General features: G+C 74.7%; 16 protein-coding genes. 13 read left to right on the top strand and 3 right to left on the bottom strand.

Annotated elements, in window-relative coordinates; all coding sequences use genetic code 11:
- Nucleotides 1-62: 62 nt before the first annotated feature.
- On the bottom strand, nucleotides 63-605 hold the full coding sequence (locus P3H78_RS28015; RefSeq protein ID WP_276111964.1) for a hypothetical protein: 543 nt from the start codon (nucleotides 603-605) through the stop codon (nucleotides 63-65).
- A 342-nt stretch (nucleotides 606-947) separates the two neighbouring features.
- On the opposite strand from P3H78_RS28015, the gene fmt reads away from it, so the two are divergent.
- Both fmt and P3H78_RS28005 read left to right on the top strand, forming a co-directional pair.
- Entirely contained in the window at nucleotides 948-1,880 is a 933-nt protein-coding gene (fmt, locus tag P3H78_RS28010; RefSeq protein ID WP_276111963.1) for a methionyl-tRNA formyltransferase, read from the top strand.
- 73 nt (nucleotides 1,881-1,953) lie between these two features.
- The gene (locus P3H78_RS28005) at nucleotides 1,954-3,372 is read left to right on the top strand and encodes an RsmB/NOP family class I SAM-dependent RNA methyltransferase (RefSeq protein ID WP_276111962.1); all 1,419 of its coding nucleotides are present in this window, start codon (nucleotides 1,954-1,956) and stop codon (nucleotides 3,370-3,372) included.
- Between the two features lie 345 nt (nucleotides 3,373-3,717).
- On the opposite strand, the gene P3H78_RS28000 is transcribed toward P3H78_RS28005, so the two are convergent.
- The gene (locus P3H78_RS28000) at nucleotides 3,718-5,553 is read right to left on the bottom strand and encodes a hydroxysqualene dehydroxylase (RefSeq protein ID WP_276111961.1); all 1,836 of its coding nucleotides are present in this window, start codon (nucleotides 5,551-5,553) and stop codon (nucleotides 3,718-3,720) included.
- A gap of 640 nt (nucleotides 5,554-6,193) precedes the next feature.
- Here P3H78_RS28000 and rpe point away from each other — a divergent pair.
- The 6 genes from rpe to P3H78_RS27970 all read left to right on the top strand — a co-directional run bounded on the left by rpe (nucleotide 6,194) and on the right by P3H78_RS27970 (nucleotide 11,320).
- Nucleotides 6,194-6,880 (top strand): ribulose-phosphate 3-epimerase, encoded by a 687-nt coding sequence (gene rpe, locus P3H78_RS27995; protein ID WP_276111960.1) that lies wholly within the window; start codon nucleotides 6,194-6,196, stop codon nucleotides 6,878-6,880.
- Between the two features lie 78 nt (nucleotides 6,881-6,958).
- A complete protein-coding gene (locus P3H78_RS27990) occupies nucleotides 6,959-8,002 on the top strand; it encodes a sugar-binding transcriptional regulator (RefSeq protein ID WP_276111959.1) in 1,044 nt (347 codons plus the stop codon).
- A gap of 334 nt (nucleotides 8,003-8,336) precedes the next feature.
- On the top strand, nucleotides 8,337-8,759 hold the full coding sequence (locus tag P3H78_RS27985) for a guanyl-specific ribonuclease (RefSeq protein ID WP_276111958.1): 423 nt from the start codon (nucleotides 8,337-8,339) through the stop codon (nucleotides 8,757-8,759).
- Nucleotides 8,756-9,109 carry a barstar family protein gene (locus P3H78_RS27980; RefSeq protein WP_276111957.1) on the top strand — a complete coding sequence of 118 codons (354 nt, stop codon included), beginning with the start codon at nucleotides 8,756-8,758 and terminating at the stop codon, nucleotides 9,107-9,109. Before P3H78_RS27985 ends, P3H78_RS27980 begins: the two co-directional genes overlap by 4 nt.
- 110 nt (nucleotides 9,110-9,219) lie before the next feature.
- A complete protein-coding gene (locus tag P3H78_RS27975; protein ID WP_276111956.1) occupies nucleotides 9,220-10,662 on the top strand; it encodes a GuaB1 family IMP dehydrogenase-related protein in 1,443 nt (480 codons plus the stop codon).
- A 205-nt stretch (nucleotides 10,663-10,867) separates the two neighbouring features.
- On the top strand, nucleotides 10,868-11,320 hold the full coding sequence (locus P3H78_RS27970; protein ID WP_276111955.1) for an Lrp/AsnC family transcriptional regulator: 453 nt from the start codon (nucleotides 10,868-10,870) through the stop codon (nucleotides 11,318-11,320).
- Between the two features lie 27 nt (nucleotides 11,321-11,347).
- On the opposite strand, the gene P3H78_RS27965 is transcribed toward P3H78_RS27970, so the two are convergent.
- A complete protein-coding gene (locus P3H78_RS27965) occupies nucleotides 11,348-12,091 on the bottom strand; it encodes a GntR family transcriptional regulator (RefSeq protein ID WP_276111954.1) in 744 nt (247 codons plus the stop codon).
- A gap of 213 nt (nucleotides 12,092-12,304) precedes the next feature.
- Here P3H78_RS27965 and P3H78_RS27960 point away from each other — a divergent pair, with 213 nt between their 5' ends.
- From P3H78_RS27960 to P3H78_RS27940, 5 genes are read left to right on the top strand one after another with little or no spacing between them, the layout of a single operon-like run.
- Nucleotides 12,305-13,462 (top strand): ABC transporter substrate-binding protein, encoded by a 1,158-nt coding sequence (locus P3H78_RS27960; RefSeq protein ID WP_276111953.1) that lies wholly within the window; start codon nucleotides 12,305-12,307, stop codon nucleotides 13,460-13,462.
- Nucleotides 13,459-14,358, top strand: coding sequence for an ABC transporter permease (locus tag P3H78_RS27955; protein ID WP_276111952.1), 900 nt, complete (start codon nucleotides 13,459-13,461; stop codon nucleotides 14,356-14,358). The genes P3H78_RS27960 and P3H78_RS27955 overlap by 4 nt, the downstream gene beginning before the upstream one ends.
- The gene (locus P3H78_RS27950; RefSeq protein ID WP_276111951.1) at nucleotides 14,346-15,161 is read left to right on the top strand and encodes an ABC transporter permease; all 816 of its coding nucleotides are present in this window, start codon (nucleotides 14,346-14,348) and stop codon (nucleotides 15,159-15,161) included. Before P3H78_RS27955 ends, P3H78_RS27950 begins: the two co-directional genes overlap by 13 nt.
- Nucleotides 15,162-15,164: 3 nt before the next feature.
- Nucleotides 15,165-16,247, top strand: coding sequence for an ABC transporter ATP-binding protein (locus tag P3H78_RS27945; RefSeq protein ID WP_276111950.1), 1,083 nt, complete (start codon nucleotides 15,165-15,167; stop codon nucleotides 16,245-16,247).
- A 28-nt stretch (nucleotides 16,248-16,275) separates the two neighbouring features.
- Nucleotides 16,276-17,742, top strand: coding sequence for an HAD-IA family hydrolase (locus tag P3H78_RS27940; protein WP_276111949.1), 1,467 nt, complete (start codon nucleotides 16,276-16,278; stop codon nucleotides 17,740-17,742).
- Nucleotides 17,743-17,812 lie beyond the last annotated feature (70 nt).

Below are 17,812 nucleotides of genomic sequence, written 5' to 3'. Positions count from 1 at the left end.
GAGTCGCGCCCGCCGGAGGCGGACGGGAGTCCGACGACACGACCCGGGGCGAGGCGGCCGCGTCAGCCGTTGCGCGGGCCGGGGAAGGCGGTCGGGCGGACGTCCTCGCGCAGGACCGGGCTGCCGGCCGTCGGCTGGGTCGGCATGGAGCGGGCCGCGGGGACCGTCGGGACGGCCGGCACCGGACCGCCCACGTTGACCGGGTGGGTGGCCGTCGGCTCCGGGGCCCGCTCGGTGTCGGCCTCGGCCTGGGCGGCGGCCCGGCGCGCACCGTACCGGCGGTGCACGGCCTGCTTGGTCACCCCGAGGGCGGAGCCGACCGCGTCCCACGAGAAGCCCAGCGAGCGGTCGAAGTCCACGGCGGCCGTCACCAGCGTCTCGACGCTGTCCCGCAGCTCCTGGGCGAGGCGCACCGTCGGGGCGGGGGCGCGGCCGTAGACCACGAAGCCCGTGGAGGGGCCGGAGCGGCGCGGGCGGTAGACGTTCCCCAGCTGGGCGGTGAGCGTGCGCAGTGCGTCCACCTGCCGGCGGACCCGCTCGATGTCCCGGACCAGCAGGTGAAGGCTGGCGCGGGCCTGGGCGTCGTGGGTTGCGTGGTCGGCCATGAACAAGCCTCTCGAACCGGCGTTGATGAGGAACCGGGCCGCACGGACGGCCCGGTGTGGTCAACTCTTCCTTGACCAACGCGTGGGCCGTCCACGGGTCACGCACGGGGGGCGCAAGGGCATATGCGTACGCCCCCGGGGGTCCGGTGCGCGCCGAGCCGGCCGTCGTCGCTGGTCGCGGCCGGTGGTGGGGCCCGCCGGCACGCCGCCGGCGGTCGCACGCCGGTCCCGCCCGGCGCGGCCGCAGCCGGGGCCGTGGTCATAGAATCCCATGGTCACCCATGGTCACCGACGGGTGCGCCGCCCGCCGCCCGTCCCCGCCCGAGAGGCCAACGTCCGCCCATGAAGCTCGTCTTCGCCGGCACCCCCGAGGTCGCCGTTCCCGCCCTGGACGCCCTGATCGCCTCCGGGCGGCACGAGGTGGCCGCCGTCGTCACGCGGCCCGACGCGCCGGCCGGACGCGGGCGCAGGCTGATCGCGAGCCCCGTCGCCGAGCGGGCCGAGGAGGCCGGCATCGAGGTGCTCAAGCCGGCCAGGCCCCGGGACCCCGACTTCCTGGAGCGGCTGCGGGAGATCGCGCCCGACTGCTGCCCCGTCGTCGCCTACGGCGCCCTGCTGCCCCGGGTGGCCCTGGACGTCCCCGCCCGCGGCTGGGTCAACCTGCACTTCTCGCTGCTGCCCGCCTGGCGCGGTGCCGCACCCGTGCAGCACGCCGTGATGGCGGGCGACGAGATCACCGGCGCCTCCACCTTCCTGATCGAGGAGGGCCTCGACTCCGGCCCGGTCTACGGGACCGTCACGGAGCAGGTCCGCCCCAACGACACCAGCGGCGACCTGCTCACCCGGCTCGCCTTCGCCGGTGCCGGGCTGCTCGCGGCGACCATGGACGGCATCGAGGACGGCACCGTGGAGGCCGTGCCGCAGCCCGCGGACGGGATCACCCTCGCGCCGAAGATCACCGTGGAGGACGCCCGGGTCGAGTGGACCGCCCCCGCCCTGCGCGTCGACCGGGTGATCCGCGGCTGCACCCCCGCCCCCGGCGCCTGGACCACGTTCCGCGGCGAGCGGCTGAAGCTGGTGCAGGCCGTCCCCGTGCCCGGCCGGACCGACCTGGCCCCCGGCGCCCTGTCCGCCGGGAAGAACAGTGTCCACGTGGGTACCGGCTCGTACGCGGTGGAGCTGCTGTGGGTGCAGGCCCAGGGCAAGAAGCCGATGCGGGCCGCCGACTGGGCGCGCGGGGCGCGCATCGCGGAGGGCGAGACCCTCGGCGGGTGACGCCCGGACCGGGGCGCCCGGGGCGGGACGTAGGCTGGGAGCACCGCACCCAGACATCCGGAGCACCTTTTTCGTGAGCGACACCTCGCGGCGGCCGCGCAGGCCTGCCAAGCCCTACCGCCGGCCCCAGAAGGACCCCGTCCGCATCCTCGCCTTCGAGGCGCTGCGCGCCGTGGACGAGCGGGACGCCTACGCCAACCTCGTGCTGCCGCCGCTGCTGCGCAAGGCCCGCGAGAACGGCGGCTTCGACGGGCGGGACGCGGCGCTCGCGACCGAGCTCGTCTACGGCACGCTGCGCCGGCAGGGGACCTACGACGCGATCCTGTCCGCCTGCGTGGACCGGCCGCTGCGCGAGGTCGACCCGCCGGTCCTCGACGTGCTCAGCCTCGGCGCCCACCAGCTCCTCGGCACCCGCATCCCGACGCACGCCGCCGTGTCGGCCTCCGTCGAGCTGGCCCGGGTGGTGCTCGGCGACGGCCGGGCCAAGTTCGTCAACGCCGTGCTGCGCAAGGTCGCACACCAGGACCTCGACGCCTGGCTGGAGCAGGTCGCCCCGCCCTACGACGACGACCCCGAGGACCATCTGGCCGTCGTGCACTCCCACCCGCGCTGGGTCGTGTCCGCGCTGTGGGACTCGCTCGGCGGCGGCCGGGCGGGCATCGAGGACCTGCTGGAGGCCGACAACGAGCGGCCCGAGGTGACGCTGGTGGCCCGGCCGGGACGTGCCGCCACCGAGGAGCTGCTGCGCGAGGAGGCGGCGGTGCCGGGGCGCTGGTCCCCGTACGCCGTGCGGCTCACCGAGGGCGGCGAGCCGGGTGCCGTCGACGCCGTGCGCGAGGGCCGGGCGGGCGTGCAGGACGAGGGCAGCCAGCTCGTGGCGCTCGCCCTCGCCCACGCGCCCCTGGACGGCCCGGACGAGCGGTGGCTCGACGCGTGCGCCGGACCCGGCGGCAAGGCCGCCCTGCTCGCGGCGCTCGCCGCGGAGCGCGGGGCGTTCCTGCTCGCCTCGGAGAAGCAGCCGCACCGCGCCGGGCTGGTGGCGCAGGCACTCGCCGGTAACCCGGGGCCCTGCCAGGTCGTCGCGGCCGACGGGACCCGTCCGGCCTGGCGGCCGGGCAGCTTCGACCGGGTGCTGGTCGACGTGCCGTGCACCGGGCTCGGGGCGCTGCGCCGGCGCCCCGAGGCGCGCTGGCGGCGCCGGCCGGAGGACCTGGACGGCTTCGCGCCGCTGCAGCGCGGGCTGCTGCGCATCGCCCTGGAGTCCGTGCGGGTCGGCGGGGTCGTCGGCTACGCGACCTGCTCGCCGCACCTCGCGGAGACCCGGGCGGTGGTCACCGACGTGATCAAGCAGTTCCCGGAGACGGAACGGATCGACGCGCGCCCGCTGCTGCCCGGCGTCCCGGCCCTCGGCGAGGGACCGGACGTGCAGCTCTGGCCGCATCTGCACGGCACCGACGCGATGTATCTGTCCCTGATCCGCCGCACGGGCTGATCCGTCGCACCTGTCGGTTCGCCCTTCGCACGCTGCTTTCACGTCGACGGTGCCGTGACCGCTCCGCGGGCCGGCACGGTGGGGCGACCGGCACGGTGGGGCGACCCGAGCCGCCCGAACCGAGCCGCGTGACGGTCTGCCGGCCCGAGCGGCGCCGACGAGGGGGTCGGCGGCAGGCGCGGACAGCCGGGCCACGCACGGCGACGATGCGTGCGGGCGGAAGCCGCTGTCGTACGACCCGCGTCCGGCGCGGTGCGGACGACCCGGCAGCACCGCGCCGTTCCGATCGAAGGGCCGCAGCCGCTCGGGGCCGCGGCCCCTGCGGCACGGCTCGGCGCCGGGTCGCTACCCCAGGTCGAAGGTGTTGGGCAGTCCCAGCCGGTAGCGCACCTCGTCGACCCGCTTCAGGGGCTCCATCTCCGGAGGCCGGAACAACTCCCGGACGTGACACCGCTCGGCGCCCGAATCGTCCGCGTCCAGCAGTGCGTTGACGGCGCGTCGCGCGGACTCGTTGGCGCCCTCCATGGTCGCCAGGTCCACGTCCGTACGGACGTAGTCGCCCGCGAGGAAGAAGTTCGGCACCGCCGTCCTCGCCGACGGGCGGTGGTAGAGGGTGCCGGTGGGGTGGATGAGGAGCTGTTCGCGGTTCTGCGGGTCGGGGCCGCCGAGGCCCGTCACCGCCGGGTCCATGAACCAGCCGAGCCGGTCCTCGTCCCTGAGCGTCGCCTTGCCGGAGTCGTTCAGCCCGTCCTTCAGCTGGGCCCACAGCTCGGCGACGATCTCGTCCTTGGTGCACTCGCGGGCCGTCTTGCCGTACAGGATGCCGGGCCTGTCCCACTCGGAGATGATCGTGGACAGGCACTCGTGGGCCCGCCCGTCCCCGTAGTCGCGCGCGAAGTCCCGTACGTCCCAGAACTGGGACTGGCCGATTCCGGTGACCGCCCACGGTGAGTCGAGGCAGTTGATGTGGCCGTGCACGACGGGGGTGGGCGTGCGCAGGTAGAACATCACGCCGGTCATCCAGTCCGTCCTCAGCGCGCCGCACCGCCCGAGCTGCGGATCGGCGGCCCGCAGGGCCGGGCCCCAGGTCACGCGCGCGTGCTCGACCGGGAGGGCGGAGACGTAGTGGTCGGCGGTGATGGTGCGTCGCCGGCTGCCGTCGCGCGCCGCCACCCGTACACCGGTCACCCGGCCGCCGCCGTACACCACCTCCCGGACCTCGGTGCCGAGCACGAACTCGACGCCCAGGGAGCGCAGATGCGTCTCCCACGGGTCGATCCACGCCTCGCTGGTCGGCGCGTTCAGCACCCGGTCGACGTCCGCGTCGCCGTCCATGCCGCGGCCGAGCAGGCCCCACAGCAGGAGGGCCTCGATGATGACGCGGCCGACGGTCCGGGTGGAGGCGACCTCGGCGCGGGTGGCGACGAGGTTGCGGGTCTGGCCGATGCCGAGGAGGACCTGATACTCGCGGCTCATCTCGCCGGCCCGGATGAAGTCCCACCATGCGACCTTCTCCCACTGGCCCTCGCGGCGGGCGTCGCAACTGGTGAGGTGGACCAGGACGCGGTCGGCGAAGTACGCGGCCTCGTCGGCGGGCAGGCGAGTGGCGAGGTCCAGCACCGAGAGGACCTGGTCGCGGATCCAGGACGGGGTGATGTCGCCGGGGGCGGGCGGGGTGGCGACCCGGCGGAGCGGGAAGTGCAGGTCCGGGCGTCCCGAGCCGCGCGCGAACAACGCCTCCGTGCCGCTGCGGAGGTTGCCGTGCACGCCGTTCGCGTTGCCGGGGAAGGGGATGCGGCGCATGGTGTCCGGCAGGTTCCGGTAGAAGCCGGGGAAGAAGCGGAAGCCGTGCTCGCCGGGAAGTGGCCTGCGGCCGCCCGTTCCGGTCCCGGGGACGTCCATGGAGCGGGCCTTGCCGCCGAGGGTGTCGTAGTACTCGTGGACCGTGACCTCGTAGCCGCGTTCGGCGAGTTCGTGGGCGGCGCTGAGGCCGGAGACTCCGCCGCCCAGGACGGCGACGCGCTTGCCGGAGGAGGCCGCGGCAGCGCTGCCCGCCGTCCCTAAGGCGCCGGCCGTTCCCCCGCCGACGACTCCGGCGATCGCTCCCCCCGTCGCCGTCAGGAAGCCTCTGCGGCTGTGTCCGTCGTACCCCTCGGGCCGTTGCGCGTGTTCTGTTGTCATGGGCACCGGAGGGTAGGAACCCTCCCCGTGAGCCGGAAGCCCTGTTCCCTGTCACCCACAGCATCCTCACACTCGGGTCCGGGTGACAGCGGCGCTGCGTCCGCACGGAGGGGGAACGCGATCGTGGCCCTCGTCGAGCTGCATGGGGGAGCCAGCCCGTCACCGTCCTCGCCGAGCATGGCGGCCGGCCCGTCCTGGTGACCACGATGCCGGAGCCGACACCCATCACCTGGGCCGACCCCCATGCGCCGTCGGACCGGCGCACCGCCGGAAGGACTCGCCCGGACCGCGTGCCCGGAGCGTCACGCGATCCGAGCGCGCGGTCCGGTGCGCCCGCCCGTGCCCGCGCCGGCGCAGGTGAGGAGCCCGGCCCCGCAGGCTGCCCCGGGGTGCCCGGAGCGCCGTCCGCGCCGGACCCCGCGGCCTCCCGGGGTGCCCTCCGGGCCGGGCCCGGAAGCACAGCCCGCGGTAACGCCGCGGTTGCCCGGTGGGAACGCCCGGGCCGGGGCTCCGAAGCCGTCGCGCCGGGGCTTCGCGCCGGAGCGGCGGGCAGCCGCGGCGCGGTCCGGCAAGGGGCCCCCGGCGGTGGAGCCGGGGTACCGGAGCGACCAACCCGGCTCGGGCATGGCAGGCTTGGGTCATGGCCGTGCAGATCAACCCCAGCATCCTGTCCGCCGACTTCGCGCGTCTCGCCGAGGAGGCGAAGGCGGTCGACGGCGCGGACTGGCTCCATGTCGACGTCATGGACAACCACTTCGTCCCGAACCTCACGCTCGGCGTGCCGGTCGTGGAGTCCCTGGCGCGGGCGACGGACACCCCGCTGGACTGCCACCTGATGATCGAGGACGCCGACCGGTGGGCGCCGCAGTACGTCGAGGCGGGTGCCTCCTCGGTCACCTTCCACGTCGAGGCGGCCGGCGCCCCGGTGCGGCTCGCCCGCGAGATCCGGGCCAAGGGCGCGCGGGCGTCCATGGCGCTGAAGCCCGCCACGCCGATCGAGCCCTACGAGGACCTGCTCCCCGAGCTGGACATGCTCCTGATCATGACCGTGGAGCCGGGCTTCGGCGGGCAGTCGTTCCTCGACATCATGCTGCCCAAGATCCGCCGTACCAGGGAGCTGATCAGGAAGCACGGCCTGGAACTGTGGCTCCAGGTCGACGGCGGCGTCTCGGCCTCGACCATCGAGCGGTGTGCGGACGCGGGCGCCGACGTGTTCGTCGCCGGATCCGCGGTGTACGGGGCCCAGGACCCCTCCGAGGCGGTCCGCGCACTGCGTGCTCAGGCGGAAACGGCCGCCGCCCGGGCATCCTGGGCGTGCGACCACTGAGCCACAGCTACGTGAACGGCTCCCAGCAGGGCTGATCGAGTGCGCCGGATCTGCAAGGATGAACGGCGAATCCAGAGTGTGAACAGCAGTGAGGAGATCGCCGTGTCGGGTATGTCGGCGGGCCGGTCAGCCATGCGGATGGGACCCGCTGAGCTGGTGCAGGCGGCGGCCATGGCCCGCCGCTTCTACCTCGAGGGCAAGTCCAAGATCCAGATCGCGGAGGAGTTCGGCGTCAGCCGCTTCAAGGTGGCCCGGGTCCTGGAGACAGCCCTCGAGCGGGATCTCGTGCGTATCGAGATCCGGGTCCCGGCCGAGCTGGACGCCGAGCGCTCCGACGCGCTCCGCGCCCGCTACGGCCTCCGGCACGCCGTCGTGGTCGAGTCCCCGGTCGAGGCGGAGGAGACCCCCGACCCCGAGAACCTCGGCGAGGTCGCGGCCGACCTGCTCGGCGAGCTGGTCGACGAGGGGGACGTGCTCGGGCTGGCGTGGGGCCGGTCCACCATCCACATGGCGGCCGCGCTCGACCGGCTGCCGCCGTGCACCGTGGTGCAGCTGACGGGCGTGTACGACGCCGGTACCTCCGAGCGCGGCTCGGTGGAGGCCGTGCGCCGGGCCGCCCAGGTGTCGGGCGGCGACGCCCACCCCATCTACGCGCCGATGCTGCTGCCGGACGCGGCCACCGCGACGGCGCTGCGCCACCAGACGGGCATCGCGCGGGCCTTCGAGTACTTCGACAAGGTCACGGTCGCGTGTGTGTCCATCGGCTCCTGGGAGCCGGGCATCTCCACGGTGCACGACATGCTCAGCGAGGACGAGCGCGCGCACTACGCCTCCCTCGGCGTCGCGGCCGAGATGGCCGCGCACCTCTTCGACGCGGAGGGCCGGCGGATCGGGCGCGACCTGGGGGAGCGGTGCATCACGGTCAAGGCCGACCAGCTGCGCCGGATCCCCGAGGTCGTGGCGATCGCGGGCGGTCAGCGCAAGGCGTCGGCGATCGACGCGGTGCTGCGGTCCGGGCTGGTCACCAGCCTGGTCACGGACACCTCGGCCGCGGACTACCTGATGACCGCGGGACCGGCCCCGCGGCCGGCGCTGAGCCGGGCCGACCCGGACGGTGCCTGACCGGGTGCCGTACCCGGGGCGTCGCGGGTGCGGCCTGCCGACCGGCACGGCCACCGGCGCCCCGAGGGGCGCCGGCGCGGGCCGGAGGCCCCAGCGGTCCCGTCCGGGACCGGACGCCCCGGGACGGCTCCCTGCCCGGGGCCGGCACCCGCACGGGGATCGGCCCGGGACCGCCACCGGTGCCCCGAGCGGCACCGGTGCGGGCCGGACGGCGCCCGCGGAGCCCGTGCACACGCCGCCCCGCCCGCCCGGCGCCCCCGCGGGCCGCGCCGGACTCCGCCCGGTGCCGGCGGACCGCGGGTGCGGCGGGCGCTGCCGTGACAGCATCGGCCCCATGCCCTCGCGCTCCGTGGCCCGTCTGCTCGCCGGGCTCCTCGTCTGCCTCGCCGTCGCCCTGACGGGATGCGCCCCGACCGGGGCGCCCGCCGGGCCCGGCACCGGTGCCGCCCCGGGGGCCTCCACCCCGTCCCGGGCCCGCACCCTGCCCACCGTGCCCGCCGCGCGGCTGCCCGCCGAGGCCCGGCGGACCCTCGCCCTCATCGACCGGGGCGGCCCCTACCCGTACGCCAAGGACGGCGCCGTCTTCGGCAACATCGAGCACCGGCTGCCCCCGCAGAGCCGTGGGTACTACCACGAGTTCACCGTGCCGACGCCGGGCTCGCACGACCGCGGGGCCCGGCGGATCGTCACCGGGGGCGGCCACGAGATCTACTACACCGACGACCACTACAACTCGTTCCGGGCGGTGCTGAGATGACGGAAGACCTGGCCGGTCTGCACCTGGTCGTGCTGGACCTCGACGGTGTCACGGACAAGGCCGGACTGATGGACCGGTGCGCCCGCGCCCTGTCCCTGCCCGACTGGTTCGGCCGGAACTGGGACGCGCTCGCCGACAGCCTCTCCGACGCCGGCGTGTGGCCGGCCGCGGCGGCCGACAGCGGGCTGCTCCTCGTCGTACGGGGCTGGCAGCGGTACGCACAGGAGCGGCCGGGGGAGTGGGAGACGGCCCGGGAGGTCTTCGCGCAGGCGGTGGACACCACCCCCGCGCTGGCCGTGGCGCTCGCCCTTGGAGGTTCCTCCCAGGGGCCCGGCGACCGGCCTGGATGATTCGACCGTGCATGACATTACGGTCCCCATGGGACAATGAAGTACGTGCTCCTTCCCCCCTGGCTGACCTGTCGGGGGGCCGCCTTGAGATCGACTGGGATGTGCAGCACGTGCGTTTCCTCAATGACATCCGGCCCGCCTACGACCTGACGTACGACGATGTCTTCATGGTGCCGAGCCGCTCCGCGGTCGGCTCGCGTCAGGGCGTGGACCTGAGTTCCCCGGACGGCACGGGCACCACGATCCCGCTCGTCGTCGCCAACATGACCGCGATCGCCGGCCGCCGCATGGCCGAGACCGTGGCCCGTCGCGGCGGTCTGGTCGTCGTCCCGCAGGACATCCCGATCGACGTCGTCACCGACGTGATCTCCTGGGTGAAGAGCCGTCACCACGTCCTCGACACGCCCATCGTGCTCGCCCCGCACCAGACGGTCGCGGACGCGCTGGCGCTGCTGCCCAAGCGCGCCCACAACGCCGGTGTCGTCGTGGACGGGGACCACCGGCCCGTCGGTGTCGTCACCGACCAGGACCTGACCGGGGTCGACCGCTTCACCCAGCTCGAACTGGTCATGTCCAGGGACCTGCTCCTGCTGGACGCGGACATCGACCCGCGCGAGGCCTTCCACACCCTCGACGCCGCCAACCGGCGCTACGCCCCGGCCGTCGACAAGGACGGCCGGCTCGCCGGCATCCTCACCCGCAAGGGCGCTCTGCGCGCCACCCTGTACACGCCGGCCACCGACGCGGGCGGCCGGCTGCGCGTCGCCGCCGCCGTGGGCATCAACGGCGACGTCGCCGGGAAGGCCAAGCAGCTCCTCGACGCGGGCGTGGACACGCTCGTGATCGACACCGCGCACGGCCACCAGGAGTCGATGATCTCGGCGGTCCGGCTGGTCCGCGGCCTCGACCCGCAGGTGCCGGTGGCCGCGGGCAACATCGTGTCCGCCGAGGGCGTCAGGGACCTCGTCGGGGCGGGGGCGGACATCATCAAGGTCGGGGTCGGCCCCGGCGCCATGTGCACCACCCGCATGATGACCGGCGTCGGCCGCCCGCAGTTCTCCGCGGTGCTGGAGTGCGCGGCCGAGGCCCGCACGTACGGCAAGCACGTGTGGGCCGACGGCGGCGTCCGCCACCCGCGCGACGTGGCGATGGCCCTCGCCGCCGGCGCGTCCAACGTGATGATCGGCTCCTGGTTCGCGGGCACCTACGAGTCGCCGGGCGACCTCCAGCAGGACGCGAACGGGCGGCTCTACAAGGAGTCCTTCGGCATGGCCTCCGCCCGCGCGGTGCGCAACCGCACCTCCGAGGAGTCGTCCTACGACCGCGCCCGCAAGGCGCTGTTCGAGGAGGGCATCTCCACCTCCCGCATGTTCCTCGACCCGGTCCGTCCGGGGGTGGAGGACCTGATCGACTCGATCATCGCGGGCGTCCGCTCGTCCTGCACCTACGCCGGTGCCGGGTCGCTGGAGGAGTTCGCCGAGAAGGCCGTCGTCGGCGTCCAGTCCGCCGCCGGCTACGCCGAGGGCAAGCCGCTCCACGCCAGCTGGAGCTGACCGGCCCGGACGGCCTCTGCCGCGGCCCCCTCCGGCACCCATCCCCGGGGAGCGGCGGGGGCCGTCGGAGATCGTCCGCCCCCGGCGCGTGGTCTACTTCGTGTACGGCTGCCGGCGCTCCGGTCCCGCGGCGTGCGACGGCCCGGGCCGCCGGGTGCTCGCCGGCGGCAGCGACGTGACCGAACCGAAGAAGTGAACCACCCCTGTGCTGAACGATCTCGACGAACGCATCGTGCACGCCCTCGCCGAGGACGCCCGCCGCTCCTACGCGGACATCGGGCAGCTGGTCGGCCTGTCCGCTCCGGCCGTCAAACGGCGTGTGGACCGGCTGCGCGCCACCGGAGCCATCACCGGCTTCACCGTCCGGGTCGACCCCGCGGCGCTCGGCTGGGAGACCGAGGGGTTCGTCGAGATCTACTGCCGGCGCAACACCTCGCCGGAGACCATCCAGCGGGGCCTGGAGCGCTACCAGGAGGTCGTGGCCGCGTCCACGGTCACCGGGGAGGCGGACGCCGTGGCCCAGGTCTTCGCCGCCGACATGCGGCACTTCGAACGCGTCCTTGAGCGGATCGCGGGGGAGCCGTTCGTGGAGCGCACCAAGTCCGTGCTGGTGCTGTCGCCGCTGCTGAGGCGGTTCTCCTCGGGATCGCCGACGTAGGGCCGCTCCCTCGGCCGGGACCCCGCGTCAGCCGTCCGCCGTGGTGCGGGCCAGTGCGTTGTTCCCGATCGAGTTGTGCACGGTGAAGCTCACGGCGTCCGAGCGGTAGCGGTCGTCCGACCACTCCACCGGGCGGCCCTCGCGCGTGGTCGTCACCCGGCGGACCCGCAGCAGCGGACTGGTGCGCCGCACACCGAGCAGGTGGGCGTCCCGGGCGCCCGCCGCGACCGCGTCGATCACGTGCTCCCCGTAGGCGAAGACCAGGCCGGTGCTCTCGTGGAGCCGCTGGGTGACGGAGGGGCAGCCCGGCTCGATCGGCGCGACGGCGGGCGCGATCCAGTCGGCGTACACGGTCCGCTCCAGCAGCACCGGCTCCCCGTCCAGACCACGCACCCGCAGCACGTGCAGCACCGGGGTGCGCTCGCGCAGGTGCAGCCGCAGGGCGTCCTCCTCGGTCGCCGGCCGGAACTCCTGCGCCACCACCCGGCCGGTCGCCTCCCGCCCCATCGCGCGCGCCCACTGGGCGAAGCTGCGCAGCTCGGCGAAGCTCTGGCTGCGGCGGCCGGCCAGCACCACGCGCCGGGCCCCCTGACGGGAGCCGATCAGTCCCTCGGCGGTCAGGGCCGCCACGGCCTGGCGAACCGTGCCGCGCGAGACGCCGTAGTGCGCGGCGAGCTCGGTCTCCGGGGGCAGCCGGCTGCCGACGGTGTACTCCTCGCGGTCGATCGCGCGCCGCAGGGCTTCTGCGATCTCCTCGTGTCGCGCCGTCATGCTTCCCCTCCGAGTCGGCGGCTGTGCACAGCGTGAGCAGCCTAATCGACATCGCAGCGGGTCCGCCGCCGGTCCGGACTGTGCAGGCGAAAGGGGTGCAGGGTTTCGCCCGTGTTCACGGCAAGGACATCGGCGCCGGGCGTACTGGGGTCAACTTGTTCAGACAAGTTGTCCGCACTGCCTCACTCCCCCGTGCGCACCCCTGGAGAGACCGTGACCGTGTCCCTGCCGAGAACGACCGTCCTGAGCGGCTCCCTCGCCGTCCTCGCCGCGCTCGCCCTGAGCGCCTGCGGCGCCGCTCCCGACAACGCGTCGACCACCGCGGGAGGCAAGAACGCCGCCACCGCCACCTCCGCCGCAGACCTCGGCGGCATGGACGCGCTGGTGAAGGCGGCCCGCAAGGAGGGCACCCTGCACGCCATCGCGCTGCCCCGCGACTGGGCGAACTACGGCGCCCTCATCGACGGCTTCCAGAAGAAGTACGGCATCAAGGTCGACGTCGAGAACCCGGACGGCTCCAGCCAGGACGAGATCAACGCCGTCACCTCCCGCAAGGGCCAGGACCGCGCCCCCGACGTCCTCGACCTCGGCAGCTCCTTCGCGCTCAGCGCCGCCCAGCAGGGCCTGCTCGCGCCCTACAAGGTGGCCGGATACGCCGGCATCCCCGCCGCGCAGAAGGATCCGCAGGCCCGCTGGTACAACGACTACGGCGGCTACATCTCCATCGGCTGCGACGCCCACCGCGTCAAGCAGTGCCCCACCACCTTCAAGGACCTGCTGAAGCCCCAGTACAAGGGCCAGGTCGCCCTCAACGGCAACCCCACCAAGTCCGGCTCCGCCTTCGGCGGCGTCTACGCGGCCGCGCTCGCGAACGGCGGCAGCTTCGACGACGTCCGGCCCGGCCTGGACTTCTTCGCCCAGCTGAAGAAGAACGGCAACTACACGCCCGTCGAGTCCACCCCGGCCACCGTCGAGAAGGGCGAGACGCCGATCAGTATCGACTGGGACTACCTGAACGCCGGCTACGCCGACGAGTTCACGTCCAAGGGCGTCGACTGGAAGGTCGCCGTCCCCGCCGACGGCGTCTACGCCCAGTACTACTCCCAGGCCGTCACCAAGGACGCCCCCCACCCGGCCGCCGCCCGACTGTGGCAGGAGTACCTCTACAGCGCCGAGGGCCAGAACCTGTGGCTCAAGGGCCACGCGCGGCCCGCGCTGATGTCCGCCCTGGAGAAGGCCGGCACCCTCGACAAGGCCGCCGCCGCGAAGCTCCCGCCGGTCGCCGGAACCCCGTCCTTCCCGGCCGAGGCCCAGCAGAGCAAGGCCAAGGCGGCCATCGCTGAGGGCTGGGGGAAGGCCGTCTCCGGATGACCACCGCCCTCGACACACGGGCCGGCACGGTGCCCGCCGCCCGCACCGGGCGGCGGCGCCGTGCCCCGGGCTGGCTCGCCGCCGTCCCGCTGCTCGCCTTCACCGTGCTCGCGTTCGGACTGCCCGCCCTCGCCATGCTCGACGGCGCCTTCACCGTCACCGACCAGGCCACCGGCGCCACGTCCTACAGCACCGCCAACCTGGCCGCCTCCCTGCAGGGCGCCTACCTCACCGCCCTGGTGGGCAGCGTCAAACTGTCCGCCCTCTCCGCCGTCCTCGGGGCCCTGCTCGGCCTGCCCCTCGCGCAGGCCGTCGTCACCTCCCGCTTCCGCGCGCTGCGCGAGGCCGTGCTCACCGCCTCCGGCGTCCTCGCCAACTTCGGCGGCGTCCCCCTCGCCTTCGCCTTCGTCGCCACCCTCGGCAACGCGGGCGTGCTCACCCGGCACCTGGGCCTGGCCGACCGGGGCTGGGACCTGTACAGCTTCTGGGGCCTGGTGATCGTCTACCTGTACTTCCTGATCCCGCTGATGGTCCTCACCATCACCCCCGCCCTGGACGGCCTGCGCACCCAGTGGCGCGAGGCCGCCCGCAACAACGGCGCCACCACCGCCCAGTACTGGCGGCACGTCGCCCTCCCCGTCCTCGCGCCGTCCCTGCTCGGCGGCCTGGTCCTGCTCTTCGGCAGCGCCTTCGCCGCCTACGCCACCGCCGCGGCCATGGTGGGCAGCGCGGTCCCGCTGGTCACCCTCCAGATCGCCGACGCCCTCTCCGGCAACGTGCTCGTCGGACAGGAGAACGTGGCACTCGCCCTCAGCCTCGACATGGTCCTGGTGGCGGGCCTGGTCATGGCCGTCTACCTGCCCCTGCAACGCCGGAGTGCGCGATGGCTCGCCTGAACGTGTGGCGGGGGGCCGTGCTCGGCCTCGCCGCGCTGTACTTCCTGGTCCCGCTCGCCGCGTCGGTGGTCTTCACCGTCGACGTGCCCGGCCGGGGCGTCACCTTCGACGCCTACCGGCAGATCGTCTCCACCGACGGCTTCGGCTCCAGCCTGCTGCTGTCGCTGGAACTGGCCGCCGCCACCATCGCCCTGGTCCTGCTGCTGACGGTGCCCGCCGTGGTGGCGCTCCGGCTCGGCGCGCCCCGGCTGCGGGCCGTCGTGGAGGTGGTGTGCTCGCTGCCGCTGGTCGTCCCGCCGATCGCCTTCGTCGCGGGTATCGCGACCGTGCTCAAGTGGGGCCCCGACCATTTGTCCCGCACCCCGCTGTTCCAGACCTTCGTGGCCGTCCAGAACCCGGACTTCCCCGTGGTGCTCGTCCTCGCCTACGTCGTGATGGCGCTGCCGTTCGTGTACCGGGCACTGGACGCCGGCCTCGGCGCGATCGACGTCCGCACCCTCGTCGAGGCGGCCCGCAGCTGCGGGGCGGGATGGACGCAGGCCCTGCTGCGCGCCGTCCTGCCCAATCTCCGCGGGGCCCTGCTGAACGCCGCCTTCCTCACCCTGGCACTGGTGCTCGGCGAGTTCACCGTGGCGCAGCTCCTGGGCTTCAGGCCCTTCGCCGTCTGGATCGTGGCCGTCGGCGGCGAGCAGGCCCAGCTCTCCGTCGCCGTCTCCGTGCTCAGCCTGCTCGTCACCTGGGCCCTGCTCCTCGCGCTCGCCGGTGCCGGCGGACGCACCCGAACCGCTTCGTCCCGGGGATGAACCATGACTGTCACCACCGCTGAGAAGGCCGCCGACGTGCAGGCCGCCACCGTCGAACTCCGCTCCCTGCACCGGAGGTTCGGCTCGACCGTCGCCCTCGACGGACTCGACCTCGCCGTGCGGCCGGGGGAGTTCCTGGCCCTGCTCGGCCCCTCCGGCTGCGGCAAGACCACCGCGCTGCGCATGCTCGCCGGCTTCGAGCACCCCGACTCCGGTGAGGTGCTCGTCGACGGCCGCGACGTGACGGCCGTCCCCGCCCACCGCCGCGACGCCGGGATGGTCTTCCAGTCGTACAGCCTCTTTCCGCATCTCGACGCCCTCGACAACGTCGCCTTCGGGCTGCGCATGCGCCGGGTCCGTGCCGCCGCGCGCCGGAAGCGGGCCGCCGAACTGCTGGACCTGGTCGGCCTGTCGGACCGCGGCGACCGCTTCCCGCACCAGCTCTCCGGCGGTCAGCAGCAGCGCGTGGCGCTGGCCCGCGCGCTCGCCCTGCGCCCGCGCGTCCTGCTGCTCGACGAGCCGCTGTCGGCGCTCGACGCCCAGGTCCGGCTGACCCTGCGCGAGGAGATCCGCCGGCTCCAGCAGGAGCTCGGCATCACCACCCTGTTCGTCACCCACGACCAGGAGGAGGCGCTGTCCGTCGCCGACCGCGTCGCCGTGCTGCGCGCCGGCCGGCTCGAGCAGTGCGCCGCGCCCGCCGAGCTGTACGGCCGCCCGGCCGGCCCCTTCGTCGCCGAGTTCGTCGGCACGATGAGCCGGATCCCGGGCCGGCTGGACCAGGACCGGGTCGAGGTCCTCGGCCGGCGGCTGCCGGTCGACGGCCCGCCGCCCGCCGCCCGCGACGTGGACGTGCTGGTCCGTCCGGAGGCCCTGCGGGTGCGGGCCGACGAGGACGGCACCGCCCGCGTCGTCGCCACCGCCTTCCTCGGCGCGACCGTCCGGATCACCGCCCGGCTCGCCGACGGCACCGAGGTCAAGGCAGACCTGCCCGCGTCCGAGGCCGCCGGACTCGGCGCCGGCGCCCCCGTGGACGTGTCCCTGCCCGAACGGCCGGTCCTGGTCGCCGAGCGCACCGCCCGGACGTGACCGCCCGCCTTCCGTGAGAGAGAGAAACGTGACCCCCCACCCCCGGCTCCCGCTCCAGGCCGTCCTGTTCGACATGGACGGCACGCTCGTCGACACCGAGCGGCTGTGGTGGGACGCGGTGGAGCACGTCGCCGGCCGCGCCCTGACCGAGGCCGACCAGCCGGAGGTGCTCGGCCGACCGGTCGAGCACACCGCCCGGTGGCTCGCCGCGGCGACCGGCCGCCCGCACGCCGGCACCGCCCGCGCGCTGCACCGTGAGTTCGCCGACCGGGTGCGCGCGGGCGCCGTGCCCCGCCCCGGAGCCCTGGAGCTGCTCGACGCCCTGGCCCGCGCGGGCGTCCCCACCGCCCTGGTCACCGCGTCCCCGCGGGCCGTCGCCGACACGGTGCTCGCCGCGCTCGGCCCCGGCCGGTTCGCCGTCTCCGTCACCGCCGACGACACCGACCGCACCAAGCCCGCGCCCGACCCCTACCTCGCCGCCTGCCGCGCCCTCGGCGTCGACCCGACCGCCTGCGTCGCCGTGGAGGACACTCCCACCGGCGTCCGCTCGGCCGAGGCCGCCGGATGCGCGGTCCTGGCCGTGCCGTCGCTGGCCCCGATCGACCCGGCACCCGGCCGCACCGTGCGCGCCACCCTGGCCGGTGTCACCCCCGAGGAGCTGACCACCCTGGCCGCCTGCGAACTCCGCGTCATGAGCTGGAACCTCTGGCTCGGCGGCACCCCGGTCGACGGCCACCGGGCCAAGCAGGTCGAGGCCGTCCTGGAGACCGGCGCGGACGTCGTCGGACTCCAGGAGACCGGCGGCACCGCGGCCGGCGAACTGGCGGCGGCCCTCGGCTGGCACCACCACCGGGCCGGGGAGAACCTCGGCATCCTCAGCCGCCACCCGATCACCGCCCGCCTCGGCGACCCCGCCGTCGGCTTCTACGGCGCGGGCGGGGTCCGCATCCGGATCGCCCCGGACCGCGAGGTCGACGTCTGGACGGCCCACCTGCACTACACCCCCTACGGCCCTTACGACGCGGCCTTCGACGGGCTCGGCGCGGACGACCTGGCCGCCCGCGAGGAGGTGCGGCTCGCCCAGATGCAGCAGGCGCTGCGGCGGATCGACGACGAGGGCGACCCGTACGTGCCGGTCGTCCTCGTCGGCGACTTCAACTGCCCCTCCCACCTGGACCGCGGCGACGCGGCGTGGCCGGTGACCCGGGCGGCCGAGGCGGCGGGCTTCCAGGACTCCTACCGTGACGCCCACCCCGACCCCGAGGCCGCCCCCGGCTCCACCTGGTCGCCGATCCACCCGGTGCACGAGGACGGCAGCGGCCGCCCCGAACCGCAGGACCGCATCGACTACGTCCTGCACCGCGGCCTGACCGTGCGCGACTCCCGCACGCTCGTCCGCGGCACCCCGCGCCCCTGGCCGGACGTGGCCGCGAACACCTGGCCGTCGGACCACGCGGCCGTCGTCACCACCTTCACGGTGCCGGGCCGCGGCTGAACCGGAGGGGGCGGCGGGGCCCGGCGGCCGCGGTGCGCAACGAATCGCCGCCGCGCCCGCCGCGGACGCA

The organism is Streptomyces tropicalis, assembly GCF_029269835.1.
Lineage (GTDB): Bacteria > Actinomycetota > Actinomycetes > Streptomycetales > Streptomycetaceae > Streptomyces > Streptomyces tropicalis.
The sequence above is the reverse complement of the archived record's forward strand: the minus strand, read 5'-3'. Positions and strand labels throughout refer to the sequence as shown.

Coding starts and splice junctions, on each gene's coding strand:
- P3H78_RS28015 (WP_276111964.1), bottom strand. CDS start 605: ATGGCCGACCACGCAACCCACGACGCCCAGGCCCGCGCCAGCCTTCAC.
- fmt (WP_276111963.1), top strand. CDS start 948: ATGAAGCTCGTCTTCGCCGGCACCCCCGAGGTCGCCGTTCCCGCCCTG.
- P3H78_RS28000 (WP_276111961.1), bottom strand. CDS start 5,553: ATGACAACAGAACACGCGCAACGGCCCGAGGGGTACGACGGACACAGC.
- rpe (WP_276111960.1), top strand. CDS start 6,194: ATGGCCGTGCAGATCAACCCCAGCATCCTGTCCGCCGACTTCGCGCGT.
- P3H78_RS27985 (WP_276111958.1), top strand. CDS start 8,337: ATGCCCTCGCGCTCCGTGGCCCGTCTGCTCGCCGGGCTCCTCGTCTGC.
- P3H78_RS27980 (WP_276111957.1), top strand. CDS start 8,756: ATGACGGAAGACCTGGCCGGTCTGCACCTGGTCGTGCTGGACCTCGAC.
- P3H78_RS27965 (WP_276111954.1), bottom strand. CDS start 12,091: ATGACGGCGCGACACGAGGAGATCGCAGAAGCCCTGCGGCGCGCGATC.
- P3H78_RS27955 (WP_276111952.1), top strand. CDS start 13,459: ATGACCACCGCCCTCGACACACGGGCCGGCACGGTGCCCGCCGCCCGC.
- P3H78_RS27950 (WP_276111951.1), top strand. CDS start 14,346: ATGGCTCGCCTGAACGTGTGGCGGGGGGCCGTGCTCGGCCTCGCCGCG.
- P3H78_RS27945 (WP_276111950.1), top strand. CDS start 15,165: ATGACTGTCACCACCGCTGAGAAGGCCGCCGACGTGCAGGCCGCCACC.